Origin of the sequence: Corynebacterium sp. MSK012 (assembly GCF_030232435.1) — a bacterium.
In the GTDB taxonomy this organism is placed as follows: domain Bacteria; phylum Actinomycetota; class Actinomycetes; order Mycobacteriales; family Mycobacteriaceae; genus Corynebacterium; species Corynebacterium jeikeium_D.
On the sequence record NZ_JASPJU010000003.1, the window covers coordinates 174,228 to 187,300 of the forward strand.

The 13,073-nt window shown below is 60.7% G+C and carries 17 protein-coding genes; 6 read left to right on the top strand and 11 right to left on the bottom strand.

All coding sequences use genetic code 11. From position 1 onward, the window contains the following. Nucleotides 1-28 precede the first annotated feature (28 nt). Both QP977_RS03060 and QP977_RS03065 read right to left on the bottom strand, forming a co-directional pair. Nucleotides 29-661, bottom strand: coding sequence for a GNAT family N-acetyltransferase (locus QP977_RS03060; protein WP_016423177.1), 633 nt, complete (start codon nt 659-661; stop codon nt 29-31). Nucleotides 662-725: 64 nt separating this feature from the next. Next, nucleotides 726-1,478 (bottom strand): type 2 periplasmic-binding domain-containing protein, encoded by a 753-nt coding sequence (locus tag QP977_RS03065; protein ID WP_070827350.1) that lies wholly within the window; start codon nt 1,476-1,478, stop codon nt 726-728. A gap of 40 nt (nt 1,479-1,518) precedes the next feature. Here QP977_RS03065 and QP977_RS03070 point away from each other — a divergent pair, with 40 nt between their 5' ends. Beyond that, entirely contained in the window at nt 1,519-1,911 is a 393-nt protein-coding gene (locus QP977_RS03070; protein ID WP_042389451.1) for a DUF5997 family protein, read from the top strand. Nucleotides 1,912-1,964: 53 nt separating this feature from the next. Continuing rightward, nucleotides 1,965-2,738, top strand: a complete 774-nt coding sequence (locus QP977_RS03075) for an alpha/beta fold hydrolase (protein WP_070653202.1) — start codon at nt 1,965-1,967, stop codon at nt 2,736-2,738. Between the two features lie 172 nt (nt 2,739-2,910). Here QP977_RS03075 and rplO read toward each other — a convergent pair whose 3' ends face one another. From rplO to rpsH, 6 genes are read right to left on the bottom strand one after another with little or no spacing between them, the layout of a single operon-like run. Continuing rightward, nucleotides 2,911-3,357 (bottom strand): 50S ribosomal protein L15, encoded by a 447-nt coding sequence (rplO, locus tag QP977_RS03080; protein ID WP_012359606.1) that lies wholly within the window; start codon nt 3,355-3,357, stop codon nt 2,911-2,913. A gap of 2 nt (nt 3,358-3,359) precedes the next feature. After that, nucleotides 3,360-3,545 (bottom strand): 50S ribosomal protein L30, encoded by a 186-nt coding sequence (gene rpmD / locus QP977_RS03085; protein ID WP_048733820.1) that lies wholly within the window; start codon nt 3,543-3,545, stop codon nt 3,360-3,362. A 3-nt stretch (nt 3,546-3,548) separates the two neighbouring features. After that, on the bottom strand, nt 3,549-4,190 hold the full coding sequence (gene rpsE / locus QP977_RS03090) for a 30S ribosomal protein S5 (protein WP_012359604.1): 642 nt from the start codon (nt 4,188-4,190) through the stop codon (nt 3,549-3,551). A 40-nt stretch (nt 4,191-4,230) separates the two neighbouring features. Further along, nucleotides 4,231-4,641 (bottom strand): 50S ribosomal protein L18, encoded by a 411-nt coding sequence (rplR, locus tag QP977_RS03095; protein WP_035004242.1) that lies wholly within the window; start codon nt 4,639-4,641, stop codon nt 4,231-4,233. Continuing rightward, nucleotides 4,641-5,177, bottom strand: a complete 537-nt coding sequence (rplF, locus tag QP977_RS03100; protein ID WP_035004244.1) for a 50S ribosomal protein L6 — start codon at nt 5,175-5,177, stop codon at nt 4,641-4,643. The genes rplR and rplF overlap by 1 nt, the downstream gene beginning before the upstream one ends. A 14-nt stretch (nt 5,178-5,191) precedes the next feature. Next, nucleotides 5,192-5,590, bottom strand: a complete 399-nt coding sequence (gene rpsH, locus QP977_RS03105; RefSeq protein ID WP_034986964.1) for a 30S ribosomal protein S8 — start codon at nt 5,588-5,590, stop codon at nt 5,192-5,194. A gap of 524 nt (nt 5,591-6,114) precedes the next feature. Here rpsH and QP977_RS03110 point away from each other — a divergent pair. The 3 genes from QP977_RS03110 to QP977_RS03120 are packed head-to-tail and all read left to right on the top strand — an operon-like array spanning nt 6,115 to nt 9,160. Next, nucleotides 6,115-7,233 carry a FecCD family ABC transporter permease gene (locus QP977_RS03110; RefSeq protein ID WP_005325331.1) on the top strand — a complete coding sequence of 373 codons (1,119 nt, stop codon included), beginning with the start codon at nt 6,115-6,117 and terminating at the stop codon, nt 7,231-7,233. Then, nucleotides 7,233-8,327 carry a FecCD family ABC transporter permease gene (locus QP977_RS03115; RefSeq protein ID WP_005325330.1) on the top strand — a complete coding sequence of 365 codons (1,095 nt, stop codon included), beginning with the start codon at nt 7,233-7,235 and terminating at the stop codon, nt 8,325-8,327. Before QP977_RS03110 ends, QP977_RS03115 begins: the two co-directional genes overlap by 1 nt. A 50-nt stretch (nt 8,328-8,377) precedes the next feature. Next, nucleotides 8,378-9,160, top strand: coding sequence for an ABC transporter ATP-binding protein (locus QP977_RS03120; protein ID WP_019176090.1), 783 nt, complete (start codon nt 8,378-8,380; stop codon nt 9,158-9,160). A 10-nt stretch (nt 9,161-9,170) separates the two neighbouring features. Here QP977_RS03120 and QP977_RS03125 read toward each other — a convergent pair whose 3' ends face one another. The 3 genes from QP977_RS03125 to QP977_RS03135 all read right to left on the bottom strand — a co-directional run bounded on the left by QP977_RS03125 (nt 9,171) and on the right by QP977_RS03135 (nt 12,009). Then, complete coding sequence (locus QP977_RS03125; protein ID WP_005325329.1) at nt 9,171-9,809, bottom strand: DedA family protein; 639 nt, start codon at nt 9,807-9,809, stop codon at nt 9,171-9,173. Nucleotides 9,810-9,982: 173 nt separating this feature from the next. After that, nucleotides 9,983-10,999 carry an iron-siderophore ABC transporter substrate-binding protein gene (locus QP977_RS03130; protein WP_005291893.1) on the bottom strand — a complete coding sequence of 339 codons (1,017 nt, stop codon included), beginning with the start codon at nt 10,997-10,999 and terminating at the stop codon, nt 9,983-9,985. A 65-nt stretch (nt 11,000-11,064) separates the two neighbouring features. Next, on the bottom strand, nt 11,065-12,009 hold the full coding sequence (locus QP977_RS03135; RefSeq protein WP_005325328.1) for a methionyl-tRNA formyltransferase: 945 nt from the start codon (nt 12,007-12,009) through the stop codon (nt 11,065-11,067). 77 nt (nt 12,010-12,086) lie between these two features. Here QP977_RS03135 and QP977_RS03140 point away from each other — a divergent pair, with 77 nt between their 5' ends. Then, the gene (locus QP977_RS03140; RefSeq protein ID WP_224784305.1) at nt 12,087-13,073 is read left to right on the top strand and encodes an alpha/beta hydrolase; all 987 of its coding nucleotides are present in this window, start codon (nt 12,087-12,089) and stop codon (nt 13,071-13,073) included.

A 13,073-nucleotide genomic window follows, 5' to 3' on the forward strand; every position in this document is an offset into this window, starting at 1 on the left:
AATTCGCGGGAGCCGCGGCTCCCGGCAGCTATGCCCCCACCTGGCCGTCGGCGCGGTCGAGCTTGTCCAGAATCGGACGGTTCGGCTCACCGGCGGCTTCTGCTTCTTCCTGGACGCGCTTCAGTGCGCGCTCCTCTGGCTTTTCCAGGAGCTTTTCCAAAATAATGACATCGCGCCACTGCCCCGCCATTGGGCCGTAGGTCATCTTTGCCATGTGGTGGTAAATCCCCACTTCACGGAAGCCGAGCTTTCGATGCAGCTTTAACGATCCCACATTCTCCGGGAAGACCCACGAGTGAATCGACCAGCAGTCGAGCTCCGTGGCATCGTCGATAAGCTTCTGCAGCAGCGTCGCCGCCAGCCCCATGCCCTGCCCGTCAGGATGGACGTAGATGGAGTCTTCGATGACGCCATTGAAAATCGGGCGCTTGGATACCGGCGCTGCCGATGCCCAAGCCAGAATCTTGTCCGGGTTTTCTGCGTCGACGGCGACGTAACACAAATCCACTCGTTTGAGTGCGATGAATTCGTCCCACTCGGGAGCGGAGTGCTCCCAGGACGCGTGCCCCGTATCCAGGCCAATCTCGTAGATCTCTTGGATCTGTGGATAGTCCTCTTCACGCATCATTCGAATCGTGAAATCGCGCTTCTTTTCAGCCATAACTACAAGTGTGGCTAATTTTTCCGCGCACGTCGAACGAAACGGCAAAAATATTGTAAAAAGATTACTTTCGCCTGCGCGGTCGCCTGCTTCCGCCGCTGCTTCGACGTCCACCACGACCACTGCGCGCATGCTTTACGACGGCCCCAGCGCGCTGCCGGCGGGCTTGCTTAGCAAGCGTCTTTTCTCGGGCCGACAACTTCTTTGGAGCTTCATCAGCCTTCTTGCGCCCCAACTGCGTGCGCGTCGAGCCCTCCCTGCGCCCCTGGACAATGCCGACGAACTCCTGCCGGAGCTCGTCGTCCTCTACTTTCGGCCACACCAACCAAATAGCTGTCCGAGACAGCGGTTCCGTGGCGCCTTCCTCGGCCACCAAGTTCGATGAGGCCACCGCCTTCTTCGACAGCGCCTTCAAAATCGTGCGAGGTCCCACCACGACACCTGCACCAGTGGCCGCAACGGGCAGCATCTGTCGCAGCTCATCCGGATCCACGGAGGTCAACAGCACAGTTTCGTCCGCCAACAGCTCCTCCGGCACGGACTCTGTGAGGGAGAACACGTGCTCTTTCTCGAAGGCCACGCCCCAGGCTTCGTCGTAAAGCCGGATGCGATGGAGCGACTCGGGCAGCGAGCTTTCGGACTCTAACCGAACCAGCGCCATGTCAGCGGCGCCGCCGACCAGGTCGGACATCGGATCGTCGGCGGCGTGGGTGTGCAGTGTTGCCGGAATTCGATCCCTAAAGCGGCGAAACCACTTCTCGGGACTGGTGCCGGTGGCGAACACGATGCGCAGGACGGCGGGTTCAGGAGTCGACATACTCCGCAAGGTTACTCGAATGGGTGCTAGCGTTGAACCCATGAAACCCCTAACCGCAGCCAAAAAACTTGGCATTTTCCTCCCGGCCACACCCGAGGAATTTCGCACTGGTGAGATTTCGCACGCGCAGTTTGCCGAACTGCAATCCAATCCGCCGGAATGGCTCGCTGAGCTACGCCGCAACGGACCGCACCCGCGTCCAGAAGTTGCCCGCAAGCTGGGCATCACTATCACGGCGTTGAAGAAGAACGACATGGACAAGCCGCTGACAACGGCGGAGATTAAGGATTTGCTCGAGCAGATGCCGGAGTGGCTGGAGGCTGCTCGTGAGTCCATGGCGAAGCAGCGCGTGGAAGCCGCTGAGGCAGAGGCCAAGAAGGACGACGGCCCTGGTCGGGCTGCCGCTGAAGCTGCTCGCAACGCCGAGAATTAGCAGACACAGCTGACACAGCTGACACAGCCAACACCTTCAAGGAGGATTCTCCCGTGGCCATCGACTACACCGCACATGCAATCAACCACAAGGGCAACGGTACGGTTGTCCTGATTGGCTCGCTGGGCACCACACAGGAGATGTGGGAGCCACAGGTAGCCGCTTTGAGCGAAAAGTACCAGGTCATCACGCCAGATGTCCGCGGCCATGGCGATTCCCCTATCCCCGAGGGTGAGTGGGACATGAGCCACTTGGCCGCCGACATCATCGAGGTCCTCGATGAGGAGGATATTGACCGCGCACATTTTGTGGGACTATCTCTCGGCGGCGCTATCGCCCAAACCATCGCACTAGAACACGCCGATCGCGTGGTCAGCCTGACACTGTCGTCGACGGCGCCGAAATTCGGCACACCAGAGGCCTGGCAGGAAAAGGCCCAGCTCGTGCGCGACAAGGGCACGGTCGCACTCGCCGACACTGTCGTCCGCAACTGGTTTACCGACGAGTGCTTCGACACTACCCCTGAGCTCCCCGCCCGCTTCCGCGACATGATCGCAGATTGCCCCGATGACGGCTACATCGGCGCCTGCGGAGCACTCTCTCGCTTCGACACCCGTGAGCGCCTCGCCGAGATCACCGCTCCGACGCTGGTCATCGCCGGCAAGCAGGACACCTCTACGTCTCTCGACGTCGTCACTTCGCTTCACGACGGCATCGCGGGCTCGACCATGGTCGTCATTTCGCCGGCCAAGCACCTGCTTAACCAGGAGACCCCGGAGTACTACAACTCTGCTCTGCTGGCGCACATTGATGGGATTGCCGACTAGGGGTTAAGTAAAGAAAAGACACACTTTTCTTTACTTAACCCAAGTTTCCGGCCTGCTAGGCGCGCAGGTCACAGAAAGCAGAAGACCCCGCCGGTGCGTGATGCACCATGCGGGGTCTTGCTGCGACGCTACCGGGAGGGGAAAGCCCCTCGCCGGGTGGCGTTGATCAGGCTTAAGCCTCCGTGACGGAGCCGCCTGCCTTCTCGATCTTCTCCTTAGCGGAGCCCGAGAACTTCTGTGCGGTGACGTTCAGCTTGACGCTGATCTCGCCGTTGCCCAGAACCTTGACCGGCTGCTTAGCGCGGACCAGGCCAGCTGCGACGAGGTCGGCAACTGCGACGTCGCCGCCGTTCGGGAAGGCCTTCTCGAGGTCGGAGACGTTCACGACCTGGAAGATGACCTTGTTGTTGTTCTTGAATCCCTTGAGCTTCGGCAGACGCATCTGCAGTGGCATCTGGCCACCCTCAAAGTATGCAGGAACCTTGTTGCGGGCCTTGGTGCCCTTCGTACCACGACCAGCGGTCTTACCCTTGGATGCTTCACCACGACCCACGCGGGTCTTGGCCTTGTTTGCACCCTTGGCCGGACGGAGGTCGTGGAGCTTGATTGGATCGCTCATTTTTACTCCCCTGCCACTTCTTCAACCTCGACCAGGTGGCGAACGGTGTGGACCATGCCGCGGGTGACAGCGTTGTCTTCGCGGATGATCTCCTGACCGATGCGCTTCAGGCCGAGGGAACGCAGCGTGTCACGCTGGTTCTGCTTCCTACCAACAGTGCCCTTGATCTGACGGATCTTCAGTGCCATGGGTTATGCCCCCTGTCCTGCAGCACGAGCGCGCAGCATGGCTGCCGGAGCAACCTCTTCGAGGCTCTTGCCACGACGTGCGGCGACCTCTTCTGGGCGCACGAGCTCCTTGAGGCCGGCCACCGTTGCGTGAACAACGTTGATGGCGTTCGGCGAGCCGAGCGACTTGCAGAGAATGTCCTGGACGCCAGCGCACTCCAGCACCGGGCGGGCTGCGCCACCGGCGATAACACCGGTACCTGGTGCAGCCGGACGCAGCATGACGACGCCTGCTGCGGCCTCACCCTGCACCGGGTGGGTGATGGTGCCGTTGATCATCGGGACACGGAAGAAGTTCTTGCGAGCTTCCTCGGCACCCTTCTGGATAGCAGCCGGGACTTCCTTGGCCTTGCCGTAGCCGACACCGACCATGCCCTGGCCGTCACCCACGATCACCAGAGCGGTGAAGCTGAAGCGACGACCACCCTTGACGACCTTGGACACACGGTTGATGGTGACGACGCGCTCGATGTACTGGTTGCGCTCGTCCTGCTGGTTGTTGCGACGATCGTTACGGCCACCGCGGTCGTTGCGGCCGCCGCGCTCGTTGCGATCGTTGCGGTTGTTATCGGCGGAGCGTCCGCCGTTACGGTCACGTTCCGACATCACGCGTTCCTTCCGTTGGAGTTCATGGTGTTGGTGGTCATTAGAACTTCAGACCACCTTCGCGGGCGGCGTCAGCCAGAGCGGCGACGCGGCCGTGGTACTGGTAGCCAGCGCGGTCGAAGACGACTGCCTCGATGCCAGCTTCCTTCGCACGCTGTGCGATCAGTTCGCCAACCTTGGCGCCACGTGCCTTCTTGTCGCCCTCGACTCCACGGACCTCTGCTTCGAGGGTGGACGCAGCGCACAGGGTGTGACCGACGGTGTCGTCGATGACCTGAACGTGCATGTGACGAGAGGTACGGTGCACAACGAGACGTGGAGTCTCTGGGGTGCCGGACAGGGTCTTGCGGATACGGAAGTGGCGACGTGCGCGAGCGTTGCGACGGCGGGTGGAGATGTCCTTGCCCACCGGCAAACGCTGGCCTTCCTTGTTCGTTGCGTTGTTGCTCATTACTTACCCGTCTTTCCATCCTTGCGACGGACCTGCTCGCCTTCGTAACGGATGCCCTTACCCTTGTATGGGTCATCCTTCCGCAGACGGCGGATGTTAGCGGCGATCTGTCCAACCTGCTGCTTGTTGATGCCTTCGATGGAGAACTTGGTGTTTCCGTCGACGGCAAACTTGATGCCCTCAGGCGCCTCAATCAGGACTGGGTGAGAGTAGCCCAGTGCGAACTCCAGGTTCTGGCCCTTGAGCTGCACACGGTAACCCACACCGAAGATTTCCATCTTGATGGTGTAGCCAGTAGTAACGCCCACGACCATGTTGTTGATCAGGGAGCGGGACAGGCCGTGCAGGGAACGGTTCTTGCGGCGGTCATCGGGGCGGGAGACGACGAGTTCTTCGCCTTCCTGAGCCACGGTGATTGGTGCCGGAATCTCTTCAGCCAGGGTGCCCTTAGGACCCTTGACTTCAACGTTCTGGCCGTTGATGGTGACGGTGACGCCAGAGGGGACGGTCACCGGTGCCTTGCCAATACGAGACATGGTTAAACCTCCTCTTACCAGACGTAGGCGAGGACTTCTCCGCCCACGCCCTTGTTGTTGGCCTCACGGTCAGTCAGCAGACCCTGGGACGTGGAGATAATAGCCACGCCCAGGCCACCGAGAACCTTTGGCAGATTAGTGGACTTTGCGTAAACGCGCAGACCCGGCTTGGAAACACGACGCACGCCAGCGATGGAACGCTCGCGAGATGGGCCGTACTTCAGGTTAAGCTCCAGGGTCTTGCCGACGGTCTCGTCGTTAACGGAGTAGTCGGCGATGTAGCCTTCCTGCTTCAAGATTTCGGCGATGTTGGCCTTGATCTTGGAGGATGGCATAGACACGGTGTCGTGGAACGCATTGTTTGCGTTGCGCACTCGTGACAACATGTCCGCAATCGGATCAGTCATGGTCATGTGAAGTGACCTGTTGCCTTTTTCGTTATGGTTCCCGTGCTCACCCTTGATGAATCGCGTGTACCGCACGATCGCTGGCTACTCACGCTCCGCCTAACTCAGTAGTTAGGGGTGCTCGCTGCCTTTATCCGTGCGGCCGCTTCGGGCGAGGGGCCTGTAACAAAGTGGATGTACAGTTTTTCTCCCTTGTAGCGGGAGACTCTTTCCGCAGGTCATGTGGCATTCCCGGGATTTTGACGCGTTAGCGTCGAAAAAAAGAACATGGGGGTACCTACCTACGGCAAGACCTGACTAGCCTAGCAACCAGCTAAAACATGTCCAAATCCCTGCTCAGAAGCATAGAGCTGAGGTGTAGGGTCGGCGCCATTCAGGGCCGACCGACCTCACTAGCCGCACCTGCTGGCTCACACACTCACCTGCACAGCTCCACAATCCCTCCTTGTAGTACTTTGATTAGGCTTACCTTGTTCATATAAGCTTGCTCCCGTTAAGATCATGGACTTTCACGCGTCAAGGAGGGATGCATGGCTATCTCTACCCCGCATGCGCAATCCCCTTCTCAATCACACCTGGGGTCTCGCGCGGACGCTACTGCGGACGCTTCTGCCAGCGCTCCATCAGGTAAAATCCCGCGTCGCCTCGTCGGCCTCGGCGTCCTTTTCCTCCTATTGCTCGCCAGCATCGTTGCCAGCATCGTGTTTGGATCACGGCAGATCCCTTTTGGAGAAGTGTCCGCCGTGTTCCGCGATCTCGGCACGGCGTTCGGCCACGCGGAGGGGCTGAATGTGGATCAGCGCGTGATCGTCGAGCTCCGCATTCCCCGCACCCTGTTGGGCCTAGTCGCCGGTGCTGCCCTTGGCGCCTCCGGTGCATTGATCCAAGGGCACACGCGCAACCCTCTCGCGGACACGGGCATTCTCGGCATCAACTACGGTGCGTCCCTGGCCGTGGTTGCCAGCTTCTCCTTGCTGGGTGTGACGTCCGTGTGGGCTACCAGCATGTGGGCGTTCGGTGGGGCCATCGCTGCTACTGCGTTGGTGTTTAGTTTGGCGTCCATAGGAGGAGGACAGGCCAATCCAATGACGCTGGTCCTCGGCGGCGCGGCTTTGTCCGCGGTCCTCAGCGCCATCATCAGCGGTTTTATCCTCACTGACGATGCCAATCTGGATCGCATGCGCTTCTGGACCGTCGGCTCCATCGCGGGCCGGGATCTCACCGTGTTCTACGGCGTGCTGCCGTTTATCCTGGTGGGCCTCCTGCTGGCGTTCATCACGGCACCGCAGCTAAACCTCCTGAATCTGGGCGATGACATCGCCTCCGGACTGGGCATCAACACCCAGCGCGCCCGCCTGATTGGCATGGCTCTGATCGCACTGCTGGCCGGTGCCGCGACAGCTGCCGCCGGCCCCATCACCTTCATCGGCCTGGTGGTCCCGCACCTCGTGCGCGCCATCACGGGCCCTGATTACCGCTGGATCCTCCCTTACTCTGCCCTGACGGGTGCGGTGATGATGCTGTTCGCAGACGTGGTGGGCCGTCTGATCGCTCGTCCGGGCGAGTTGCAAGTAGGCATCATCCTCGCGTTCGTGGGCGCGCCGTTCTTCATCGCCCTTATTTATCGACGCCGGGTGGTGGCCATTTAATGAGTTCCCTCCTTGCCCGCCCTACCTCTTCCACTATCCCTGGGCGCCCGCCATTCCGCGTGGGCTCATTTTCTGTGGTCTGGCGCCCTCGCGCGTTGACGGTGTCTCTATTGCTGCTCGTGGCGATCGTCTTGCTAGCGGCGGTCTCCATCGGCCTGGGTGACTATCCTGTGTCCCCGGCTCGTGTGCTGGAGGTGCTGTTCACCGGCCAGGGCACCCGCATTGAGCGTCTGGTGGTTTTGGATTGGCGCATGCCTCGTGCGCTGACGGCCATTCTGGTGGGCTGTGCGCTGGGATTATCCGGAGCCCTCACTCAGTCCGTGACTCGCAATGCGCTGGCCAGCCCGGATATCTTGGGCTTCACTACGGGCGCGTCCGCGGCCGCGGTCACCGTCATCACTCTGGGTGGTGGCGCTGGTGGTTTCCTCGGCTGGCTCAGCAGCATCGGCATTCCCTTGGCCGCGGTGCTTGGTGCGGCTGTCACCGCAACGGTGATGTGGGCTCTGGCGTGGAGGAGATCGACTGATTCCTTCCGGCTAGTGCTGTTCGGCATCATCATCTCTGCTCTGTTGACCTCGTATATCAACTTCCTGATGATCCGCACGGAGTTGCGCGATGCCGCGGCCGCGCAGTTCTGGCTTACTGGCTCCCTGAGCACTGCGGACTGGTCCAAGATGTGGCCCATCGCCATTGTTGTGTTGGTGTTTACACCGCTGCTGGCCTGGATTGGTCACCAACTTTTAGCCACCTTGCTGGGCTCGGATACTGCACGGGCTTTGGGACAAAACGTCCAGGGTGTGCAGGTGCTTCTGCTCGCCGCTGCCGTGGCTTTGGCAGCAGTGGCGGTCTCGGCCGCTGGCCCCATCGGGTTCGTCGCCTTCGTGGCCCCACAGGTGGCGCTGCGCTTGTGCAACTGCTCTGCACCACCGCTTCTGGCCTCTGCGCTGACCGGCGCTGCGCTACTCCTGCTGGCAGATATCAGCACCCAAACTCTTCTGCCCGTAGAGCTGCCGGTGGGCATTCTCACCTCGGCAATCGGCGGTGCGTTCCTTATTTATTTGCTGGTCCAACGGAATAGGTCAACCACGGCATGAGAAAAGATCCCACCCTGGAAGTTAGCAGTGCCGCGAACAAAGAAGGACACATGACTCAGAAGCACAGCATGAGCGCACGCGGCCTCGCCGTGGGCTACGGCGACCGGACGGTCATCGAAGGCTTGGACGTGGACTTTCCTCGCGGGCAGATCACCACAATCATCGGCCCCAATGGCTGCGGCAAATCCACGTTGTTGCGAGCCATGTCTCGTCTCCTTCCGGCGAATGAGGGCGAAGTGCTGTTAGACGGCGCCGATATCTCATCCATCAGGCGCAAGGACCTCGCACGGACCATCAGCGTGCTGCCACAAACCCCTACCGCCCCGGAGGGACTCAACGTGGCTGATCTCGTCTCGCGCGGTCGGCACCCACACCAATCGTGGATCCGTCAGTGGTCGTCCACGGACGAAGCCGAGGTGCACAAGGCGCTGGAAATGACTGGCTCGATGGGGCTGGCGGAGCGCACCCTGGATTCTCTGTCCGGAGGGCAGCGGCAGCGTGTGTGGATCTCCATGGTTCTTGCGCAGAACACGGACATCCTGTTCCTGGACGAGCCCACCACCTACCTGGATCTGGCCACGTCGGTAGAGATTTTGGAGCTGGTGCAGCGTCTACGCCGAGAGCTGGATCGGACTGTGGTGATGGTGCTGCACGATCTCAACTTGGCTGTACGCTACAGCGATAATCTCGTGGTGATGAAGGATGGACAGGTCCTCGCCACCGGGCGTCCCAGCGAGGTCATTACCCCAGAGCTACTGCTCGAGGCGTTTGCCCTCAACGCGCTAGTCATCGAGGATCCTGTCACCGGCGGTCCGCTGATCGTCCCCAAGTGACGATCAGGGCTTAGTCCTCCATCAGCTCCTGGGCGGGAGTCTTCTTGGACTTCCGCCAGTTGATCATCGCGGAAATCACCACCGGAGTCACAGACACCAGCACGATGACGATGGCGATCATGTCGATGCGATCCGCAATGCCCGGGATATCCCCCAGCAGCACGCCAATGCCGACCATGCTGACAATCCACAGCACTGCACCCGTGACGTTCCATCCCACGAACTTCTTGTACGGCATCTCCGCGGTACCAGCGGCCACGGGAATGTAGGTACGCACGATCGGGATGAAGCGCCCCAGTACCAGAGCCAACGGCCCGTACTTCAGGAAGAAAGCCTCGGCTTGTTCGAGGTGCTCGGTTATGAGGATCTTGGCGTCGGGCTTAAACAACTTGCGGCCAAAGCGGTGGCCGAGCCAGAAACCTACCTGGTCGCCCAAGAACGCCGCGACGATGGCCACGCCCACCAGAATCGGAACGTTCAAGCCCAGCTGATCGCGCAAGATTGCCGCGGTGACCAGCATGGAATCGCCGGGGAGGAACGGGAAGAGCACGCCGGATTCAATAAAGATAATCAGCGCAATGCCGCCGAGCGCCCAGCCGCCAAAGTTCTGGAGCAGGGTGGTGGCGTCCATGAGGTCGCTTAAGTGCACAGGGAATCCCTTCTAGAAAACAACTGGTCTATTCTTACCCCGGTTTCTGACCGGAATACAGGCAGCTCGCCCCTAGCGTGCATCCGTTATCCCCATGAGTGCCCGTCCCCTAGCCAGCAACAGCAAAACCGCCCCAGCACGTTCATGCGGGGCGGTTCGGCAGTTGATTCAGACTACTTCGTGGCGTCTGCCAACGGCTGCTCGATCTTGTCCAGCAGGTAGTTCAGGCTCAGCACGGTCTGCCATCCGAAGGCCTTTTCCAGGTCGCCTTCCAGGTAGACACTGTGTCCGTCCTTCACGGCGGGCAGCTTGCCCACGATCGGATCCTCGGTCACAGAAGCCTTGCTCTGCTTCGGAGAGTAAGACAGTTGATCCCACACCAGCACGTCAGAGTTGATCTGGTCTGCGTTTTCCTTGGAGACCTCACCGTAGAACTTGTCCTTGGTGATGCCCGCGTAGGCCGGGTTGATCTTGAATCCCAGCTCGGTGAAGAAGCGGCTACGCGGATCGCCCTCGGCAAAGACAGCCAGGCTCTCGTCGGAGACAGTGGCCACGCCGAGTTCCTTTTCGGCCCATTCTGGGTGGCGGCCCTTGAGCTCTGCGAACTTCTCCTTGACCTGCTCCACCTGGCGCTTTGCCTCTTCAGGCTTGCCCACGGCCTGCCCGATCTCTTCCGTGGTCACGTCCCATGGTTGCTGTAGTTCTTCGTATTCGCCCTTTTGTACGACGACAGGGGCGATCTCAGACAGCTTCTTGTACGTGTCTTCATCGATGTCCGAGTACACGGCCACGATGAGGTCTGGATTGTCCTTGGCGATGGCTTCCGCGTTGACTTCTGTGTCCTTGTCGATCCGAGGAGTGTCGCCCTCGATCTTGTCATTGGACCAGTTGCCCGCAGCCTGACCATCCGGGGTCATTCCGTCCCAGTACTTCACGGAGACAGGAGTAACTCCCAGCGCCAGCAGTGCGTCCTGATCCGTGTAGCCCAAGGAGACCACGCGCTGCGGGGCTTCCTTGATTTCGGTGGAGCCGTAGCGGTGCTCGATGGTGGTGGGGAATGCGCCCTGCTCGGCGTTGACTGCCTGGGAGTCCCCGGAATTTCCGGACTGGTCATCAGTCGAGCAAGCGGTCAGTGCCGCGCCCAAGGTCAGCACAGCAGCGGTGCTAACGAGAATCTTCTTGAGTGTCATTTTTCTCCGTTGTTACTGGTGACGGATTTCCGCGCGAGGCGTGGCCCGTACACAAAAGGGAAAGGTCAAACCTTTGGTTGGATATATCCAGCCCTATGTCCAAAGAATTCGGTGGCGGTCAGTTCCGAGTTGTCGTCGAGACGAACACGATCCAGAACAATCGCCGGCGCCGGCACGTTGGCACGGGGCGATCCACAGACCACCGCGATTCCTCCCTCGTGAGGGATGGTGACTCGGCCGGGGGTTCCGCCGAAGCGGCCCTGCGAGACGTGCGCGGAAAGCACGCGGACGCGCTGGCCTCGGAATTCAAAGTAAGCATTGGGGTACGGGTCGGACTGCGCCCTGACCAGCAAGGCGATATCTTCCGCAGGTTGGGTGAAATCTATGCGAGATTCCTGCTCGCCGCGCTTGTGGAAGTACGTAGCGCGGGTGGGATCTTGAGGTTGCGCAGTGGCGGTGCCTTGGGCGACGTCACTCAATGCGCGTTCCACGAGGGGCTCGATGAGGTCGATGGTCTTGGCCACGAGATCCGTGGTGGTGTCCTGCGGACCCACGGGGATCGCGCGCTGGGCAACGATGGGTCCGCCGTCCAGCACTTCATCCATCTCGTGCACAGTGACGCCCACGTGAGTTTCCCGGTTCAACAGCGCCCACAGGATGGGCGAAAATCCGGCGTACTCGGGCAGGAGACCATCGTGGACATTCAATGCGCCGTGCTTGGCCAGGCTGAAAACCTCGGGAGGAAGCCAGGTTCGCCAATTGTTGGCCACGATGATGTCTGGTGCAGCATCGCGCAACGCCTCAATGACGTCTTGACCCACGCGCTCAGTGACACACACCTGGAGCTCATGTTCGCTGGCGAGCTCCTCAACGGAGTCTGCCCACATTTGCTCATAAGGGTGATCGCTGGCAGGGTGCGTAACTACCAAAACTACTTCATGACCAGCATTGATGACCGCAGACAACGTCCGGTGTCCCCACGACTGATAGCCGAAAACAGCAACTCGCATGCAGGGGATGTTAGCTTAGGTTTACCTATGTAGTCAATGATGAAAGTGGCGCAATTTTCATGCCAGACTCCCCGGACGTGACCACCCTTCACCGAATCTCGGTGCCCGCGGATGCGGAAGCCCTCGTTTTCCCGGACCCCTACCGCTCGAACGTCGAGCTCACCGAATCGATGTCCACCGTCGATGTGCGCATCCCGGCGCACTCAGCAGTGACCTATAGCTTTCAATCCGGCGAGCTGAAATATCCCGATCCACATAACGCACACGGCGCAGGCCCACAGGCGAGCCTATTGAGCGGCGATTCTGTGGACCAGACACTCTGGCCGCCTCGCTCCCCAGAAGTCATCGCGGACTTGCCCGGCGCACGCCTGTCCATCGACCGGAAGGTATTCGGCAGGCGCTGCACCGCGCGCCTCGATGACCGCGGTGCGGATACCACCGTGGTGTTTTTGGATGGCGATGACTGGATCCATCTGCATGACCTCACGGGCGCACTGGACCGGGCAGTCACGGCAGGGCTTATCCCCCAGATCAACCGCGTCTTCCTGCCGGCAGCCAAAGACCGCAGCGAGGAGTACACCTCCCAAACATTCGCCAGCGCACTGGCCACCGAGCTTCCGCCGATCATCAACAGCAGCCACATAGTCCTGGTGGGGCAAAGCTTCGGCGGTCTCTCCGCCCTGCGCGCAGCTCTTACGGCTTCCACCGAAACCACGCCTGCAATCAAAGGAGCCATCGCCCAGTCCCCTGCCGTCTGGTGGTCCGCTGACCGTTCTGCAGAGCTCGCGGACACGCTCTCGGACGGGCCCGCAGGAGGCGACATTGCCGCACAGCTCACTGGCCCCTCACTCGAAAATCCTGCGGCTCACAGTGGCTCCGGTCTGGCACGCATCGTACTGACGTGCGGTGCAGAAGAGCCGCCCATGCAACGACACGTGGATGCAGTGGCCGATGCCCTGACACGCCGCGGCTTTCCCACCACCAATCACCGCACGCCCGGTGGCCACGACCCTGCGATGTGGCGCCACGGGATCATCCCGGCACTCGCCGAATTGCTGGGCTGA

What these genes read in the sequence shown, in the direction of transcription:
- QP977_RS03060 (WP_016423177.1), bottom strand. Translation starts at nt 661, where the DNA reads ATGGCTGAAAAGAAGCGCGATTTCACGATTCGAATGATGCGTGAAGAG.
- QP977_RS03065 (WP_070827350.1), bottom strand. Translation starts at nt 1,478, where the DNA reads ATGTCGACTCCTGAACCCGCCGTCCTGCGCATCGTGTTCGCCACCGGC.
- QP977_RS03070 (WP_042389451.1), top strand. Translation starts at nt 1,519, where the DNA reads ATGAAACCCCTAACCGCAGCCAAAAAACTTGGCATTTTCCTCCCGGCC.
- rplO (WP_012359606.1), bottom strand. Translation starts at nt 3,357, where the DNA reads ATGAGCGATCCAATCAAGCTCCACGACCTCCGTCCGGCCAAGGGTGCA.
- rpmD (WP_048733820.1), bottom strand. Translation starts at nt 3,545, where the DNA reads ATGGCACTGAAGATCCGTCAGATCAAGGGCACTGTTGGTAGGAAGCAG.
- rpsE (WP_012359604.1), bottom strand. Translation starts at nt 4,190, where the DNA reads ATGTCGGAACGTGACCGTAACGGCGGACGCTCCGCCGATAACAACCGC.
- rplR (WP_035004242.1), bottom strand. Translation starts at nt 4,641, where the DNA reads ATGAGCAACAACGCAACGAACAAGGAAGGCCAGCGTTTGCCGGTGGGC.
- rplF (WP_035004244.1), bottom strand. Translation starts at nt 5,177, where the DNA reads ATGTCTCGTATTGGCAAGGCACCGGTGACCGTCCCCTCTGGCGTCACC.
- rpsH (WP_034986964.1), bottom strand. Translation starts at nt 5,590, where the DNA reads ATGACCATGACTGATCCGATTGCGGACATGTTGTCACGAGTGCGCAAC.
- QP977_RS03110 (WP_005325331.1), top strand. Translation starts at nt 6,115, where the DNA reads ATGGCTATCTCTACCCCGCATGCGCAATCCCCTTCTCAATCACACCTG.
- QP977_RS03115 (WP_005325330.1), top strand. Translation starts at nt 7,233, where the DNA reads ATGAGTTCCCTCCTTGCCCGCCCTACCTCTTCCACTATCCCTGGGCGC.
- QP977_RS03120 (WP_019176090.1), top strand. Translation starts at nt 8,378, where the DNA reads ATGACTCAGAAGCACAGCATGAGCGCACGCGGCCTCGCCGTGGGCTAC.
- QP977_RS03130 (WP_005291893.1), bottom strand. Translation starts at nt 10,999, where the DNA reads ATGACACTCAAGAAGATTCTCGTTAGCACCGCTGCTGTGCTGACCTTG.
- QP977_RS03135 (WP_005325328.1), bottom strand. Translation starts at nt 12,009, where the DNA reads ATGCGAGTTGCTGTTTTCGGCTATCAGTCGTGGGGACACCGGACGTTG.